This window comes from Stenotrophomonas sp. YJH_SMC_81, from assembly GCF_059370875.1.
The window spans coordinates 1-16,689 of record NZ_JCAFUB010000005.1 but is presented as its reverse complement, the minus strand read 5'-3'; the positions used below and the strand labels follow the sequence as shown (position 1 = coordinate 16,689).

The 16,689-nt window shown below is 68.1% G+C and carries 14 protein-coding genes; 4 read left to right on the top strand and 10 right to left on the bottom strand.

Annotation, left to right across the window (positions count from 1 at the left end; translation table 11 throughout):
* Nucleotides 1-73: 73 nt before the first annotated feature.
* From AC5P8U_RS11935 to pyrE, 8 genes are all read right to left on the bottom strand, one after another.
* Complete coding sequence (locus AC5P8U_RS11935; protein WP_005420506.1) at nucleotides 74-787, bottom strand: response regulator transcription factor; 714 nt, start codon at nucleotides 785-787, stop codon at nucleotides 74-76.
* The gene (locus tag AC5P8U_RS11930; RefSeq protein ID WP_072168700.1) at nucleotides 768-3,428 is read right to left on the bottom strand and encodes an ATP-binding protein; all 2,661 of its coding nucleotides are present in this window, start codon (nucleotides 3,426-3,428) and stop codon (nucleotides 768-770) included. Before AC5P8U_RS11930 ends, AC5P8U_RS11935 begins: the two co-directional genes overlap by 20 nt.
* 51 nt (nucleotides 3,429-3,479) lie before the next feature.
* Nucleotides 3,480-4,130 carry a potassium-transporting ATPase subunit KdpC gene (gene kdpC / locus AC5P8U_RS11925; protein WP_438915209.1) on the bottom strand — a complete coding sequence of 217 codons (651 nt, stop codon included), beginning with the start codon at nucleotides 4,128-4,130 and terminating at the stop codon, nucleotides 3,480-3,482.
* A complete protein-coding gene (kdpB, locus tag AC5P8U_RS11920) occupies nucleotides 4,127-6,184 on the bottom strand; it encodes a potassium-transporting ATPase subunit KdpB (RefSeq protein WP_227836906.1) in 2,058 nt (685 codons plus the stop codon). Before kdpB ends, kdpC begins: the two co-directional genes overlap by 4 nt.
* 10 nt (nucleotides 6,185-6,194) lie before the next feature.
* Nucleotides 6,195-7,904, bottom strand: coding sequence for a potassium-transporting ATPase subunit KdpA (gene kdpA, locus AC5P8U_RS11915; protein WP_495214159.1), 1,710 nt, complete (start codon nucleotides 7,902-7,904; stop codon nucleotides 6,195-6,197).
* Between the two features lie 12 nt (nucleotides 7,905-7,916).
* Nucleotides 7,917-8,009 (bottom strand): potassium-transporting ATPase subunit F, encoded by a 93-nt coding sequence (locus tag AC5P8U_RS11910; protein ID WP_005407770.1) that lies wholly within the window; start codon nucleotides 8,007-8,009, stop codon nucleotides 7,917-7,919.
* Nucleotides 8,010-8,230: 221 nt separating this feature from the next.
* Nucleotides 8,231-8,893, bottom strand: a complete 663-nt coding sequence (locus tag AC5P8U_RS11905) for a hypothetical protein (RefSeq protein WP_134972362.1) — start codon at nucleotides 8,891-8,893, stop codon at nucleotides 8,231-8,233.
* A 19-nt stretch (nucleotides 8,894-8,912) separates the two neighbouring features.
* On the bottom strand, nucleotides 8,913-9,572 hold the full coding sequence (gene pyrE, locus AC5P8U_RS11900; RefSeq protein WP_439426533.1) for an orotate phosphoribosyltransferase: 660 nt from the start codon (nucleotides 9,570-9,572) through the stop codon (nucleotides 8,913-8,915).
* 161 nt (nucleotides 9,573-9,733) lie between these two features.
* Here pyrE and AC5P8U_RS11895 point away from each other — a divergent pair, with 161 nt between their 5' ends.
* The 3 genes from AC5P8U_RS11895 to AC5P8U_RS11885 all read left to right on the top strand — a co-directional run bounded on the left by AC5P8U_RS11895 (nucleotide 9,734) and on the right by AC5P8U_RS11885 (nucleotide 12,144).
* Nucleotides 9,734-10,534, top strand: coding sequence for an exodeoxyribonuclease III (locus tag AC5P8U_RS11895; protein WP_069140053.1), 801 nt, complete (start codon nucleotides 9,734-9,736; stop codon nucleotides 10,532-10,534).
* The gene (locus AC5P8U_RS11890) at nucleotides 10,531-11,835 is read left to right on the top strand and encodes an AmpG family muropeptide MFS transporter (protein ID WP_049413991.1); all 1,305 of its coding nucleotides are present in this window, start codon (nucleotides 10,531-10,533) and stop codon (nucleotides 11,833-11,835) included. The genes AC5P8U_RS11895 and AC5P8U_RS11890 overlap by 4 nt, the downstream gene beginning before the upstream one ends.
* 78 nt (nucleotides 11,836-11,913) lie before the next feature.
* On the top strand, nucleotides 11,914-12,144 hold the full coding sequence (locus AC5P8U_RS11885) for a hypothetical protein (protein ID WP_005420465.1): 231 nt from the start codon (nucleotides 11,914-11,916) through the stop codon (nucleotides 12,142-12,144).
* Nucleotides 12,145-12,218: 74 nt separating this feature from the next.
* Here the strand turns inward: AC5P8U_RS11885 and AC5P8U_RS11880 are convergent, their stop codons facing one another.
* Entirely contained in the window at nucleotides 12,219-13,346 is a 1,128-nt protein-coding gene (locus tag AC5P8U_RS11880) for an anhydro-N-acetylmuramic acid kinase (RefSeq protein ID WP_334271705.1), read from the bottom strand.
* A gap of 65 nt (nucleotides 13,347-13,411) precedes the next feature.
* Nucleotides 13,412-14,884 (bottom strand): M23 family metallopeptidase, encoded by a 1,473-nt coding sequence (locus AC5P8U_RS11875; RefSeq protein ID WP_180868022.1) that lies wholly within the window; start codon nucleotides 14,882-14,884, stop codon nucleotides 13,412-13,414.
* A gap of 167 nt (nucleotides 14,885-15,051) precedes the next feature.
* Here AC5P8U_RS11875 and tyrS point away from each other — a divergent pair, with 167 nt between their 5' ends.
* Nucleotides 15,052-16,263 carry a tyrosine--tRNA ligase gene (gene tyrS, locus AC5P8U_RS11870; protein WP_088497597.1) on the top strand — a complete coding sequence of 404 codons (1,212 nt, stop codon included), beginning with the start codon at nucleotides 15,052-15,054 and terminating at the stop codon, nucleotides 16,261-16,263.
* Nucleotides 16,264-16,689: the final 426 nt, after the last annotated feature.

The window sequence follows — 16,689 nt, the reverse complement described above, 5'->3', positions numbered from 1 at the left end:
TGGGTAGTGCCGGCCGCTGGCCGGCAAGCCCATGAACCTCACACACCCTGCAGTTGCCGGCCAGCGGCCGGCACTACCCCTTGAACCGCAACCCCACGCCCGGCTCGGTGAACAGGTAGCGCGAATCCAGCGCCGAATCGCCCAGCTTGTGCCGCAGCTTGCCGACCAGGATGCGCAGGTAGTGGGTGTCGTGCTGGTGGGTCGGCCCCCAGATCTCCTGCAGGATCTGCGGCTGGGTCACCACCCGCCCGGCATTGCGCAGCAGCAGCGACAGCAGCGCGTATTCCTTGCGGGTCAACGCCACCGGTTCACCCTGCAGGGCGACTTCGCGACGCACCAGGTCCACGTGCAGGTGGCCATCGTCGAACACCGGCGGCGTGCCATCGGTCGGCACGCTGCGCGTGCGCAGCAGCGCCCGCACGCGCGCCATCAGCTCCTGCGTGCCGAACGGCTTGGTCACATAGTCGTTGGCGCCGGTATCCAGTGCGCGCACCTTCTCGGCTTCGCCGGCGCGCACGGTCAGCATGATCACCGGCACCTGGCTCCACTGGCGCAGCTGTTCCAGGACCTCATGGCCTTCCATGTCCGGCAGGCCAATGTCCAGGATCACCAGGTCCATGTCTTCGCTGGCGGCCAGCTGCAGGCCTTCCTGGCCGGTGGCGGCCTGCCGCACCTGGTAGCCCTGCGCGCGCAGGCTGATGTCCAGGAACCGGCGGATCTGGGTTTCATCGTCGATCACCAGCACGCGTGCGGCCGGCACGCTGGCATCAATCGGGGTCGGGCTCATCGTGGGAGGCTGGCTTGAGCAGGGGCAGGGTGATGCGGATCAGGGTACCGCGACCGTCGCGTCCGGGCAGCGCCTGCACGCTGCCGCCATGTGCGCCGATCATGCCCTGGCAGATGGTCAGGCCCAGGCCGGTGCCGTGGCGGCCCCGGTCGCCACGCTCGACGCTGTAGAACATGTCGAAGATGCGCGCGCGCTCGTCATCGGGAATGCCGGGGCCGGCGTCGATCACGTCGATGCGCAGCTGGCCGTCCAGCTCGCGCGCCTGTACCTGCACGGCGGCGTCGGGCGGCGAGAACTTGGCCGCGTTCTCCATCACGTTGAACACGGCCTGTTCGACCAGCGCCGGGTGCACCCAGATCGGTGCCAGCGTGGCTGGAATGTCCAGCTCCAGCCGCACCTTTGGCTGGTAGCGCTGCAGGCGCCGTGCTGCCGAGCCGATCAGCTCGTCCACGCCGATCCAGTCGCGGTTGATCTTCAGCCCTTCGTGGCCGAGCCGGGTCATGTCCAGCAGGTTCTGGATGTAGCGGTCCAGCCGTTCGCCCTCGACCAGGATGGTGTCCAGCAGGGCGCGGCGATCAGCGGTATCCATCGCTGCACCGTAGCTGGCCAGGCTGTCGGCCGACCCGATCATCGCCGCCAGCGGCGAGCGCAGGTCGTGCGACACCGAGGAGAGCAGCGCCGAGCGCAGCCGCTCGGTCTCGTTGCTGACGTGTGCCTGCTCCAGTTCCGCCACCAGCCGGGTACGCAGCGCGGCCTGTGCGATGTCATCGACCATCGCTTCGGCCAGCTGCCGCTGTTCGGGCAGCAGGCGCGCCTGTGCGCCGGGCAGGTACAGGCCGGCCACGCCGATCGCACGGTCTTCTCCGTCCAGCAACGGCAGGAACCACCATTGCGCACCGGCCAGGGTATCGGTGAAGCGCCCACTGGGCTGGCCGTGGCGCAGTGCCCAGTCGGCGGCAGCCAGGTCGGTATCGCCAGGCTGGTTGCGGCCACCGGCGGCGGTATCGGTGCCGATCCGCAGCCACGCCGGCACGTCCAGGGCCTGCTCCAGCGCATGCCGGCCCGCCTGTGCCACCTCGCCGTTGCCGGCCGCGCTGGCCAGCTGACGGCCCAGCTGCTGGCGCGCACGCGCATGGCGGTTGGCCGCACGCAGCGCAATCACCTGCATGCGCAGACGCGAGGCCAGGCGCCCGGCCACCAGTGCCGCGGCCAGGAACAGGAACACGGTGATCACGCCCTGGCGTGCACCGATGGCGAAGGTGAAGCGCGGCGCGATGAACAGGAAGTTGTAGGCCAGGAAGCACAGGATCGCGGCCATCACCGCCACGCTGGCGCGCGTGCGTGCAGCCACCAGCACCACCGCGACGATGAACACCATCGACAGGTCGGCCATGCCCACCCAGTGTTCGGCCAGCCACGCCACCGCACAGGCCAGCGCGGTAGCGATCAGGGCTTGTGCCGGTTCATGACTGATACCGCGCATTGGCGGCAGCAGGCTCTCGCGGCGCGAGCGTGCGCGTGCCTGCGGCGTGCTGATGATGGTGATCTCGTAATGCGCGCCACGCTGGATCAGCTGCTGGGTCAGGGTGCGGTTGAACATCCGTGCCAGTGGACGTTCGCGGGTCCGGCCCAGCACCAGGGTCGACACGCCGTTGTGTGCGGCATGGTCGAGCAGGGCATCGGCGATGCTCGATCCATGCAGCAGTTCGGCGTCGCCGCCCAGCCGCCTTGCCAGCGCAAAGGCCGCATCGATCTCGCGCCGGGTCGCCTCGTCCTGGCGCCGGCCCTGCACGGTCACTACCGTCCACGGCGCGTCACGGCGCTCTGCGATGCGCCGCGCCACGCGCACCAGGTATTCGCTCTGGCCGCCCCCGTCGATGGCCACCAGAACGCCGCGACGCAGGGGCAGATTGCCTTCGCCACGCGCGGCGCGGGTTTCGCGCAGGCTGCTGTCGACGCGGTCGGCGGCTTCCTGCATCGCCAGTTCGCGCAGCGCGGTCAGGTTGGCTGGTGAGAAGAACGCCTGCAGTGCCTGCGCGGCCTGTTCGGGCACATAGACCTTGCCCTGCTGCAGGCGAGCGATCAGTTCGCGCGGCGGCAGATCGACCAGCACGATGTCGTGCAGGCGGTCGAGCACGCCGTCGGGCACGGTCTCGCTGACGCGCACGCCGGTGATCCGCATCACCACGTCGTTGAGGCTTTCCAGATGCTGGATGTTGACCGTGGTCCAGACGTCGATGCCGGCGTCCAGCAGCTCCATCACATCCTGCCAGCGCCGCTCATGGCGGCTGCCGGGCGCATTGCGATGGGCCAGTTCATCCACCAGCACCAACGCCGGATGCCGTGCCAGCACGGCATCCAGGTCCATCTCCTGCAGGGCATGGCCGTGATAGGCCACGTCCTTCAGCGGCAGCTGCGGCAGGCCCTCCAGCAGGGCCTGGGTATCGGTGCGTCCATGGGTTTCCACCAGGCCCACCACCAGGTCGACGCCGCGGCGCAGCTGTTCCTGCGCGCGGGTCAGCATGGTGTAGGTCTTGCCCACGCCCGGCGCCGCACCGAGGAACACGGTCAGCTTGCCGCCGGCTTCGCGTTGCAGGCCTTCAACCAGGGCATCGGCCTGGCGGGTACGTGCATCAGTCATGGGGGCCGCTGTCATGGCTGCCATTGTGCGCGCAGCCGGTGCCGACCGGCATCACGGTGCCTTGGTTGCATGGTCCAGCGCGAAGTTCAGCGTCACCACGTTCACCCGTGGCTGGCCGAACAGGCCCCACTGGCGCCCTTCGGTATGCGCCTGCACCAGTGCCTGCACGCGCTCCACCGACAGGCCACGGGCACGCGCTACGCGCGCCACCTGCAGCTGCGCCGCCGCCGGCGACAGCTGCGGGTCCAGGCCACCGGCGGACTGGGTGACCAGGTCCGCAGGCACCTGCGCCGGGGCAACGCCTTCGCGTGCGGCCACCGCAGCGGTGCTGGCGGCGACGCGCTCGGCCAGCGTGGGGTTGCTGCGCGCCATGTTGGAACCGGCCGCAGCCATCGGGTCGTAGTTGGCCGCCGACGGACGCGCCTGGAAGTAGCCATCACCGGTGAACGGCTGCGCCAGCCACGCCGAGCCGCGCACCTGGCCGTTGCCGTCGCGCAGCAGGCTGCCCTCGGCCTGGGTCGGGTAGGCCAGGCCGGCGAAGCCGGTGGCGATGCCGGCGTAGACCGCGCCGGCCAGCAGCAGGGTGGCCAGGCCCAGGCCGATCGCCGGGCGCCAGCTTGCGCCATCCTGCAGGCTCGCCACGCGGGCCTCGGCTTTCTGTTCGCGGGGAAGGGAAGACGAAGTGGAAACAGTACGGTTCATGCGCCGAATACCAGGACAAGAAGGAGGTCGATCGCCTTGATCGCTGCGAACGGCAGCAGCACGCCGCCGAGGCCGTACACCAGCATGTTCCGGCGCAGCAGCGCGGTGGCGGTGGCCGGGCGGAAGCGCACGCCACGCAGGGCGAGCGGAATCAGGGCGGGAATCACCAGGGCGTTGAAGATCAGCGCTGCCAGCACCGCATTGCGCGGGCTCGACAGCTGCATCACGTTCAGTGCAGCCATGGCCGGAACCGCAGCGGCAAACAGCGCCGGCAGGATCGCGAAGTACTTGGAGACGTCGTTGGCCAGCGAGAAGGTGGTCAGCGCGCCACGGGTGATCAGCTGCTGCTTGCCCACCTCCACCACCGCCAGCAGCTTGGCCGGGTCCGAATCGAGGTCGACCATGTTGCCGGCCTCCTTCGCCGCCTGCGTGCCGGAGTTCATCGCCAGGCCGATGTCCGCCTGGGCCAGCGCGGGAGCGTCGTTGGTGCCGTCGCCGACCATCGCCACCAGGCGTCCACCGGCCTGCTCCTGGCGGATGCGCGCCAGTTTGTCCTCCGGGCGGGCCTCGGCGATGTAGTCATCGACGCCGGCTTCGGCAGCGATGGCAGCGGCGGTCAGCGGGTTGTCGCCGGTGATCATCACCGTGCGGATGCCCATCGCGCGCAGCTGCGCGAACTTCTCGCGCATGCCGTGCTTGACCACGTCCGACAGCTCGATCACGCCCAGCACGTGGCGACCCTCGGCCACCACCAGCGGGGTGGCGCCATTGCGCGCCACCTGCTCGACGCGACCGGCCAGTTCCGCCGGCACGTTGCCGCCCAGCGCCTGTACGTGGGCGCGGATCGCATCGGCGGCACCCTTGCGGATCTGCCGGCCATGTTCCAGGTCCACGCCGGACATGCGGGTCTGTGCACTGAACGCCAGGTACTCGGCATGGTCCGGCTCGGCGGTGGCGCAACCCTGCTCGCGCGCCAGGCGTACGATCGACTTGCCTTCCGGGGTCGGGTCGGCCAGCGAGGACAGCAGCGCCGCTTCACGCAGCTGGCTGGCGTCGATGCCGGCCAACGGATGGAAGTGGCTGGCCTGTCGGTCGCCGTAGGTGATGGTGCCGGTCTTGTCCAGCAGCAGCACGTCGACGTCGCCGGCCACTTCCACCGCCTTGCCCGACTTGGCCAGCACGTTGGCAGCCAGCGCACGGTTCATGCCGGCGATGCCGATGGCCGGCAGCAGCCCGCCGATGGTGGTCGGGATCAGGCATACCAGCAGCGCGATCAGCAGCAGCGGATCGACCTGCACGCCTACCGCCGCGCCGATCGCCGGCAGCGTCGCCACCACCACCAGGAAGGTCAGCGTCATCGCTGCCAGCAACAGGGTCAGCGCGATCTCGTTCGGCGTCTTCTGACGGTTGGCACCCTCCACCAGCGCGATCATCCGGTCCAGGAAGCTGTACCCCGGCTCGGCGGTCACCCGCACGATGATCTGGTCGGACAGTACTTTGGTGCCGCCGATCACGCCAGAACGGTCGGTACCGGCCTCGCGTAGCACCGGGGCGGATTCGCCGGTCACCGCCGCCTCGTTGATGGTGGCCAGGCCCTGCACGATCTCGCCATCGGCCGGCACCAGCTCACCGGCACTGACGATCACATGGTCGCCCGGGCGCAGCTCGGCGGCAGGTACCTGGGTTTCCGCAGCCCCCGGCTGCGGCGCGGCCAGGCGGCGCGCCACCAGATCCTGGCGAGCGCGGCGCAGCGATGCGGCCTGGCCACGGCCACGCGCCTCGGCCACTGCTTCGGCGAAATTGCCGAACAACACGGTCACCAGCAGGATCGCGGTCACCGCCAGGCCGAAGCCCAGCGGCGCATTGCCGGTCAGTGTGACGATGGCGGCGACGATCGTGCCGGCCATCACCACCGCCATCACCGGGCTGCGCACCAGGTGCATCGGCGATAGCTTGCGTACTGCTTCGACCAGCGCACGGCGCAGGCCGGCGCCATCAAGCAGCGCAGGGCGCGGGGCAAGGGAACTACGGGTGGAACTTGCGTGGGTACTCATCGGGGTGTCCTTAGTGCAGTCCCAGGCTGAGGTGGTCGGCGATCGGGCCGAGTACCAGCGCCGGCATGAACTGCAGCACGGTCAGGATGACGATCACCGAGACCAGGGTCAGGGCGAAGGTCGGGGTTTCGATCTGCAGGCTGCCGGCAGACTCCGGCGCCTGGCGCTTGGCGGCCAGCTGCGCGGCCACCACCAGCGGGATGATCAGCAGCGGGAAGCGGCCCAGCAGCAGCACCAGCGAGCAGCTCAGGTTCCACCACAGCGTGGCGTCGCCCAGCCCCTCGAAGCCCGAGCCGTTGTTGGCGTAGGCCGAGACGTACTCGTAGAACACCTGGCTGATGCCATGGAAGCCCGGGTTGGAGGTAGCGGCCAGCCCGGGCACGGCCAGGGTGATCGCGGTGAACACCAGCAGGGTGATCGGCTGCAGCAGCACCAGCAGGGCCAGCAGGCGTACCTGTGGCGTCTCCAGCTTGCGGCCGAACAGTTCCGGCGTACGTCCAGTCATCAACCCGGCCAGGAACACGCCCAGCAGCAGGTACACGATGAACTGCTGCAGGCCACAGCCGATGCCGCCCCAGATCGCGCTGACCAGCATGTTGACCATCGCGATGCCGCCACTCAGCGGCGCCAGCGAGTCATGCATGCCGTTGACCGAACCGTTGGAGACCTGGGTGGTCACCGCCGCCCACAGCGCCGTGCCGTCGGCGCCGAAGCGCACCTCCTTGCCTTCCATCAGCAGCGGCGTGGCGGCGCTGGCACTGTGCCCTTCACTCCACATCATCGCGCCGGTGGACAGCAGCGACATGCCCAGCATGCAGCTGAACACCAGGGCGCCGAACCGGCGCCGGCCGGTGAACGCACCGATCATGAAGTTCACCGCCATCGGCACCAGCAGGATGCCGACGATCTCCAGCGCGTTCGACAGCGGGGTCGGGTTTTCCAGCGGGAAGCTGCTGTTCGGGCCGTACCAGCCGCCACCGTTGGCGCCCAGCTGCTTGGCCGCGACCATCGCCGCCACCGGGCCGAGCGGCAGCTTCTGTCCGGCCATGCCGGCGCTGGCATCGATCGGCGTGGCCTGCGGGCCACCGGCCATCGTCGACGGCACGCCCTGGCTGGTCAGCAGCAGGGTCCACACCAGGCACAGCGGCAACAGGAAGCGCACGCACAGGCGCACCACGTCCACGTAGTAGTTGCCCACCGCCACCTGGCGGTCATCGCCGGTGCTGGTGGCCGCCGCAGCCTGCGGCGCACGCGAGAACAACGCGCGCAGCGTGGCCACCGCCAGCGCCAGGCCCATCATCGGTGTCACCACCTGCAGGCCGGTGATGCCGGTCATCTGCGAGAGGTAGGACAGCTGCGCCTGGCCCGAATAGTGCTGCTGGTTGGTGTTGGTCAGGAACGAGATCATCGTGTGCAGCGCGGTGTCCCAGCGCATGTTCGGGATCTGGTCCGGGTTCAACGGCAACCAGGCCTGGGTCATGAACACCGCCTGGGTCAGTACGGCGACCACCGCGTTGCTCAGCACGAAGGCCAGCACGTAGCCGCGCCAGGACATCGCGCGCGAGGGATCGACGCCGAACACCTTGTACAGCGGCTTCTCGATCCAGTTGAACAGCACGTCGGCCCTCATCGGCGTGCCGCGCATCACCCGCGCCAGGTACAGGCCCAGCGGCCACGCCAGCAACAGGCTGGCGGCAATAATCACAAGCATCTCGGTCATGGCAGGCTCCGCTCAGAACGACTCGGGCCGCAGCACGACATAAAGGAGATAGGCGGCGGCGACCAGCACCAGCACGCCACACAACAACGACAGCCAGGGGGACATTGCAATAGCGTCCTGGTGGAACCCCTCCACCTCAGGCCGTCATCGTCGTCCTGCCGCCCATAAACGCACTACGCGCCGGACCGTGCCGACGCGTAAAGAGTGCATAAATTCCGTGGGCCAAGCCGTAACCAGGCGCCGCCTACTGTAGAGCCGGGCCCATGCTGGGCTGCTCTTTCCCAAGGTCACGCGGAGCCGAGCATGGGCTCGACTCTACAAGCGAATCACGGTGCCTGGCTTGCTGGCGCCACGCCCTTCAGCTCGCGATAACGCTGCAGGGTGCTTTCAATTTCCGCCTTCAGCGCCTGCTGCTGCTGCAGGAACCCGGCCTGCAGGCGCTGCTGCGCCTGCAACTGCACGTGCCGCTGACGGATCGCCTCGGCCTGCTTGTCGGCGACCTTGCCACCGGCCAGTTCTCGGTCACCGGCGGCCGACAGCAGCGCCACCAGTGATTCGCGCAGGCTGGTGACGTTGTACTCGGCGGTCTTGAGGTTGTTGTCCAGCACTTCCTGGCGCTCGGCAAACACCCGGCGCAGGTCCTCCTCGCTGCCATAGGTGGACAGCATCGCCTGCTCGGTACGCTGGCGGGTCTGCTCGGCCATCAGGTCCAGCTGCTGCTGCTGCGCCTGGGTGCTGGCCGCGGCGCGCTCTTCGTCGGTCAACGCGCGCTGGACCTGCGCATTGCGCAGGCCGCTCTTCGCGTTGAACTCCTCGCGGGCGTGATTGACCGCATCGGCTGGCAGCGAATCGCTGCAGATCCGCTCCTTGCCCTCGTTCCAGCAGTACAGCTTCTTTTCCACTTTGCCGCCGTCGCGCGACTGCGCCGGCACGGTGGACGGCACGGCCAGCAGCAGGCCGGCAAAGAGAACGGCAGGAACTCGGGACATGACCTTTCCCCTGGGTCGGTCAGCGGATCGAACGGACGCCGTACTGGGCCCGGTAGGCTTCCAGCGGCTGGCGGTAACCCACAAGTTCCGGGTTGCCGGAGGCGAAATCAAGCAGATCGGCCAGCGACGCCACGGCGATCACCGGAATCCCGGCCTCTTCGGCCACCGACTGCGCCGCCGAGCGGCGGTCGGTTTCCGAGGCGATCTCCTGGCGGTCCAGGGCTACCACGATGCCGGCCGGGGTGCCGCCGGCAGCGCGGATGATGCCCAGCGCTTCGCGGATCGCGGTACCGGCGGTGATCACGTCGTCGACGATCAGCACGCGCTTGGCATTCATGTCAGCGCCGATCAGCTGGCCACCTTCGCCGTGGTCCTTGGCTTCCTTGCGGTTGAATGACAGCGGCAGGTCGCGGCCGCGCTGGGCCAGCTCGCAGGCCATCGCGGTGGCCAGCGGGATGCCCTTGTAGGCCGGGCCGAACACCACGTCGTACTTGATCCCGCTGGCATCGATGGCATCGGCATAGCAGGCGCCGAGCTGGGACAGCAGCGAACCGGAGTCGAAACGGCCGGCGTTGAAGAAATAGGGGCTCAGCCGGCCGGACTTGAGGGTGAACTGGCCGAAGCGCAGGGCGTCGGCGGTCAGGGCCAGCTGCAGGAAACGGTGGCGGTGGTCGCTCATCAAAACTCGATTCATCTTCATTTGGAGCACAAATCCTAATCCAGCTGGGCGTTTCGCGCTCGTCCGGCCCCGCGTGAAGCCTGTCGCGGCGTTGCCTGGCGGACTGCGCAGCCCCACGGGCAACCGGTATGCTTGCCCGGTTTCCCGCCGCAGGTCCCCGCATGCGCATCATCAGTTTCAACGCCAATGGCATCCGTTCCGCCGCGACCAAGGGCTTCCTGGACTGGTTCCGGGCCCAGGACGCCGACGTCCTGTGCATCCAGGAAACCAAGGCCCAGGAAGACCAGCTGACCGACCCGATGTTCCGTCCGGATGGCCATCACTGCTTCTACCGCGACGCCATCACCAAGAAGGGCTACAGCGGCGTGGCGATCTACAGCAGGCGCGAGCCGGACCAGGTCATCACCTCGCTGGGCTGGGCCCCGTTCGACGACGAAGGCCGCTACATCGAGGCGCGCTACGGCAATCTCAGCGTGGTCTCCTTCTATATTCCCTCCGGCAGCTCGGGTGACCTGCGCCAGGGCTTCAAGTTCGAAGTGATGGAATGGCTGCGCCCGATCCTGGAGGAGTGGGCGCGCAGCGGCCGCGACTACGTGCTGTGCGGCGACTGGAACATCGTGCGTTCGGCGCTGGACATCAAGAACTGGAAGTCCAACCAGAAGAATTCCGGCTGCCTGCCGGAGGAACGCGACTGGCTCAACGCCCTCTGCGCCGACCACGGCCAGGCCACCGATGTCGCCGCCGGCCGCGGTTGGGCCGATGCCTACCGCCTGCTCAATCCCACCGGCGAGGACTACACCTGGTGGAGCAACCGCGGCGCCGCCCGCGCCAACAACGTCGGTTGGCGCATCGACTACCAGTTCATCACGCCGGGCCTGCGCGACAAACTGCGTAGCTGTTCGATCTACCGCGACGAGCGCTTCTCCGACCACGCCCCGTTCACCGTGGACTACGACCTGTGACCGAGGCCGCCACACCGGTCAGCTACAAGGGCTGGGCAGGCATCAAGCGCGCCTTCGGTACCCCGTCGGCGCTGACCATGGCCATGCTTGGCTTCGGCAGTGGCCTGCCGTTCCTGCTGATCGCTTCGCAGACGCTGTCCACGCGCCTGCGCGACGTCGGCCTGGACCTGGGCAGCATCGGCCTGATCAGCCTGGCCAGCTTCTTCTACCTGCTCAAGTTCCTGTGGGCGCCGCTGCTGGACCGCTATGCATTTCCGCTGCTGGGCGCGCTCGGCCGCCGCCGTTCGTGGCTGCTGGTATCGCAGGTGCTGGTGCTGGTCGGCCTGGTCGCACTGGCCTTCGTGCGGCCGGAAGAGGGCGTCTGGCCACTGGTGATGTGGGTGCTGGTGGCGTCGTTCGCTGGCGCCACCCAGGACTCGGCGGTCGATGCCTACCGTATCGAGATCGCTCCGCAGACCGCGCAGGCCGCGCTGGCGGCCACCTATACGCTGGGCTACCGGATCGGCCTGATCCTGGCCGGTGCCGGCGCGCTGTACCTGGCGCAGTTCGAAGGCTGGATCGTCGCCTACCTGGCGATGGCCGCGCTGATGCTGCTGCCGATCGTCACTACCCTGCTGTGCGCCGAGCCGGAGCGCCCGGCCACGGCGGTGCAGCGTCGCATCGATATCGCCGAAGCCTTCGTCCAGCCCATCTCCAGCTTCTTCAGCCGTAATGGCGTGGCGTTGGCATTGGTGCTGCTGGCCTTCGTCGGCCTGTTCAAGTTCCCCGATCAGGTGATCGGCGTGATGGCCGGGCCGTTCTATCTCGATTCGGGGTTCGACAAGGCCGACATCGCCACCGTGTCCAAGCTGTTCGGCGTATGGATGGGGATCGGCGGTGCGTTCCTGGGGGGTATTGCGGTGGCCGCATTCGGCTTCCGGCGCATGCTGCTGGTGGCCGCACTGGGCGTGGCGATGTCCAACCTCGCCTTCCTGCTGATGGCGCACAACCCAGGCAAGCTGTGGGCGTTCTATGCCGCGCTCAGTGCCGACAACCTGTTCCAGGGGTTCGCCGGCACCGTGCTGGTGGCCTTCATGTCGTCGCTGACCGACCGCAACTTCACCGCCACGCAGTACGCATTGCTGGTATCGCTGGCCAACCTGCCGGGCAAGTTCATCGGCGGTGTCTCCGGATACATCGTTGAGGCGACGTCCTACAGCACGTTCTTCATCCTCAGCTCGGTCACTGTGGTGCCGACCCTGCTGCTGCTGGCCTGGCTGTGGCCGCGGATCGCCGACCGCGGGCCGCCACCGGTCGCCTGATTGCCTGCCCGCCCGGACTGCGGGATCATCGCCCCCGACGCGCCGAGGGGGCGGTGCCTTGCGAACGGGGAAGTGAGCATGGCCGACGTTGTGCTGCGGGACCTGGACCCGCTGCTGCTGGAACGTATCAGACGTGTCGCGGTCGCCCGCGGCTGGACCCATGAACAGACCTGCGCCGCCTTGTTGGAGCAGGGCCTGTTCAGCAGTGAACTGGAGGTCCGCTCCGGTTTCGGCGATCCCGAAGTGGACGCCCTCTCCGATGCGATCGCCGCCTTGCAGGCCTTGCCCGCAGGGCAGGGCTTCGATTAGCGGCTTTGTAGAGGTAGAGCCGAGCCCACGCTCGGCTGCCCGGTGAATCCACGCCCTGCGTGGATGGCGCCACCTCACGCCAGGTGGATTGCCCCCAGGATCCGCGGCCCCGTCGCCCCGGTCACGCTCGGCAGGTTGCCGGCCAGCCCGTCCATCGTCCGCTGCGCCAGCCAGGCAAAGCCCATCGCCTCCACGTACTCCGGGTCCAGCCCGTGCAGCGCGCTGGACTCCACCTGCACCTCCGGCAGCCGCGCCGCCAGCCGCTTCATCAGCTGCCGGTTGCGCACGCCGCCGCCACAGACCAGCAGGCGCCGGGTCTGCGGCTGCTGCGCCAGCAGCGCGTCGGTCACGGTCGTCGCGGTCAGCTCCAGCAGGGTGGCCTGCACATCGGCAGCGGCATATTCGCCTTCCCCCATGTGCGCCTCGGCCCAGGCCAGGTGGAACTGCTCGCGCCCGGTGCTCTTCGGCGGCGGCAGCGCGAACCACGGGTCCGAACGCCAGCCGGCCAGCAGGCCCTCGTCCACCGCGCCACTGGCGGCATACGCGCCATCGGCATCGAAGGTACGGCCGGTGTGGCGCTGGCACCAGGCATCCATCAGCGCGTTGGCCGGGCCGGTATCGAAGCCGCGCACCGCGCCTTCGCGCGGGATCAGGGTCAGGTTGGCGATACCGCCCAGGTTGAGCACGGCACGGTCCTCGTCGGCGGCGCCCAGCATGCCCAGGTGGAAGGCCGGCATCAGCGGCGCGCCATGTCCCCCGGCCGCCACGTCGCGGCGACGGAAGTCGGACACCGTGGTGATTCCGGTCAGCTCGGCGATGCGGTTGCCGTCGCCCAGCTGCACGGTGAACGCCGGATCGGCCAGCGGGCGGTGGCGCACGGTCTGGCCGTGCGAGCCGATCGCGCGCACCTGGCTGCGATCCACGCCGGCTTCGGCCAGCAGCTGGTTGGCAGCCTCGGCGAAGTTGATCGCAATCCGCGCGTCCAGTTCGCCCAGCTCCTCCAGCGAATCCAACGGGCCACCTTCGCCCAGCGCCACCAGCCGCGCGCGCAGCACCGGTTCCCAGCGGGCGGTCAGGCCGTGCACGAAGCGGCAGCCACCGCCCGCGGGAAACTGCACCAGCGCAGCGTCGATGCCGTCGGCGCTGGTGCCCGACATCAGGCCAAGGTACAGGGGGGCGTCAGCGTCGGCAGTGGTGTTCATGGCGGGCATAAAAAAGGACGCGGCAAGCTTGGGCTGCCGCGTCCTTGTTCGTCAACGCAGCGCGCTCAGCCGCGCTTGCGGCCGGTCGACTGCTTGTCCTTGGCGCTGGCCACCTCGGCGGCGGCCTCGTCGCGGCTGGTCGGTGCCGGGCTGGCATCGGCGTAGATCAGCTTCTCCATGCCCTGGATGCGGGCCATCGCCGGCGCGGTCTGCGCGCGGAAGGCGACCAGCTCGGCGCCCTTCAGCGGCTCCGGCGGCGGCATGGTCACGGTCAGCGGGTTGCGGTGCTCGCCGTTGACGCGGAATTCGTAGTGCAGGTGCGGGCCGGTGGCCAGGCCGGTCGAGCCGACGTAGCCGATCACCGTGCCCTGGGCCACGCGCTGGCCGGTCTTGATGTTCGCAAAGCGCGACATGTGGCCGTACAGGGTGGTGTGGCCGCGACCGTGGTCGAGGATCACCACGTTGCCGTAGCCGCGCTGCACGCCGGCGAACTGCACGCGGGCGTCGCCGGCGGCCATGATCGGGGTGCCGGTGCGCGCGGCGTAGTCCACGCCCTTGTGCATGCGCATCTTGCCCAGCACCGGGTGCTTGCGTGCGCCGAAGGTCGAGCTCAGCCGCGCGAACGGGATCGGCATGCGGATGAAGCTCTTCTTCAACGAACGGCCGTTGATGTCGTAGTACTCGGACTTGCCGTTGCGGTCGAAGCGGAAGCCGGAATAGGTCTTGCCCCCGGTGGTGAAGGTCGCCGCCAGGATCTTGCTGGTGTCCACCTTCTCGCCTTCGCGCCAGGTCTCGTCCATCACCACGCTGAAGCGGTCGCCCGGCTGCAGGTCCTTGGAGAAGTCGATGTCGTACTTGAAGATGTCGTCGGTCATCGTCGCGATCGCCGACGGCGACAGCCCGGCCCGGCGGGCCGCGGCATACAGCGAACTGGTGATCTCGCCGCTGGTGACCACGGTACGCGTGGAGGTCTCGCGCCGCGTCACCTTCTCCTTGATGTCATCGCCGGTCAGGCTCAGTTCCACCCGGTTGTCGGCGTCGCGATCGAAGCGGATGCTGCGCAGGTCGCCGGACAGCGGCATGTCGAAGGCGATCTCGGCGCCCGGGCGCAGCTTGGTCAGCGCCTCGCGCGCACCGGGGTGCTCCAGCACCCGGTGCAGGGTGCTGGCCGGAATGCCGGCTTTGTCGAACAGGTCGCTCAGGGTCTGGCCGCGCTGGATGCGCAGCACCTGCCAGCTGTCGCCCGGCACCTGCTGCTGGCGGGCCATGGTCAACGGCGGCAGCGGCAGCGCCAGGCTGGTGTGGCTGTCCGCGTAAGGCGCATCAATGGTGTGCGAGAAACCGGGGACGATCGTCGCCACCAGGGCGCCGATGGTCGCAAACAGGCTGGCGTGCATCCAATGGCGGCGGGTCCAGCGCTCATTGAAGGCGGCGGGAAGGTGTTGCCTGAGCTTCCGATGCAGGGCGTTGTCGTGCAGGACGTGAAGGCGTTCCTGGAAGCGCTGCTTGCGTGCGCGCCCTTGTTCGGAATTGTGCATCGGCGGTCTTTTCCTGGCGGCCCGGGAGCGCGGGCCTGATCGGCGGTTACCATAGACACCTGAGAAAACCGCGTCAAACCCTTGTGCCCATTGGCTTTTGTGAAGCCAATCGGGTTAACTTTGCTTTAACACCCCACACAAGAATCGGCGTTGCCGGGAGTAGTCACGTGTCCTCGATTGAAGAAGCCCTTGCCCTGATCGGCCGCGGTGCCGACGAGATCCTCAAGCTCGAGGATCTGCGCGCGCGCCTGCAGGAAGGCCGCCCGCTGCGGATCAAGGCCGGCTTCGACCCCACTGCGCCCGACCTGCACCTGGGCCACACAGTGCTGCTGAACAAGATGCGCCAGTTCCAGGACCTTGGCCACCAGGTCATTTTCCTGATCGGCGACTTCACCGGCATGATCGGCGATCCCTCGGGCAAGAGCCTCACCCGCAAGCCGCTCAGCCGCGATGACGTGCTGGCCAACGCCCGTACCTATGAGGAACAGGTGTTCAAGGTGCTGGACCGCAGCCGTACCGAAGTCCGCTTCAACTCGGAGTGGTTCGGCAAGATGGGCGCGGCCGACATGATCCGCCTGGCCGGGCAGCACACCGTGGCACGCATGCTCGAGCGCGACGACTTCGCCAAGCGCTATGCCGCCCAGCAGTCCATCGCCATCCATGAGTTCCTGTACCCGCTGGTGCAGGGCTACGACTCGGTGGCCCTGGAGGCCGACGTCGAGCTGGGCGGTACCGACCAGAAGTTCAACCTGCTGATGGGCCGTGGCCTGCAGGAACACCATGGCCAGAAGCCGCAGGTGGTGCTGACCATGCCGCTGCTGGAGGGCCTGGACGGCGTCAACAAGATGTCCAAGTCGCTGGGCAACTACATTGGTATCAGCGAGCCGGCCATCGACATCGTCACCAAGACCATGAAGGTGGACGACACCCTGATGTGGCGCTGGATCGAGCTGCTGTCCTTCGACATCAGCCAGGCGGAGGCCGTGCAGCTGCGCGAGCAGGTGACCAATGGCGACCTGAACCCGCGCGTGGTCAAGCTGCGCCTGGCGCGTGAGCTGGCGACCCGTTTCCACGACGCCGTGGCGGCAGAGCAGGCGATTGCCGGCTGGGAAGCGGCGGTGACCGGGCAGGGCGACATCACCCAGTTGCCGCTGCAGGATGTGGCGATCCCGGCCGAAGGCCTGCGTATTGCCGCGTTGCTGACGGCGGCCGGCCTGACCCCGAGCAACTCCGAAGCCAACCGCAAGCTCAAGGAGCGCGCGGTGAAGGTGGACGGTGAAGTGGTTGAAGACGGCCAGCAGGTGCTGCAGCCGGGCTTCGAAGGCCTGCTGCAGGTCGGCAAGCGCACCTTCGCCCGCGTGCGCCTGGTTGCTGGCTGAGAAGAAGGAAGGGCCGGCGCCAGCCGGCCCTTCCTTCTGCTCTTGTAGAGCCAAGCCCACGCTCGGCTGCTCTTCACGGGTTCCTGCCGCAGCGCGGCGCATGAACAGATGCAACATCCGGTGAAAAAAATCGCCACACCCCCTTCACAAATGATGGGAATGGGGACATACTTCTCCTCCCCCGTCGCAGGGGTCGCCACCAAGGGGCTTCAGCGACACCAGGGCGCCCACCACCGTCGAACGAAATAATCGAACGAAGGTGTTGACGGACTGAAAAAGTCTGGCATAATGGGCGGCTCGCTACGAAGGAAACTTCGCGGCATACGGGAACGGCGCTGAGGCCACTTCCCCGGATCTTTGAAAGTATGCGCAGGTATCTTGTGAAGGCGCCTGCAGGAAGGATGATTGTCCATCTTGCAGACGTTT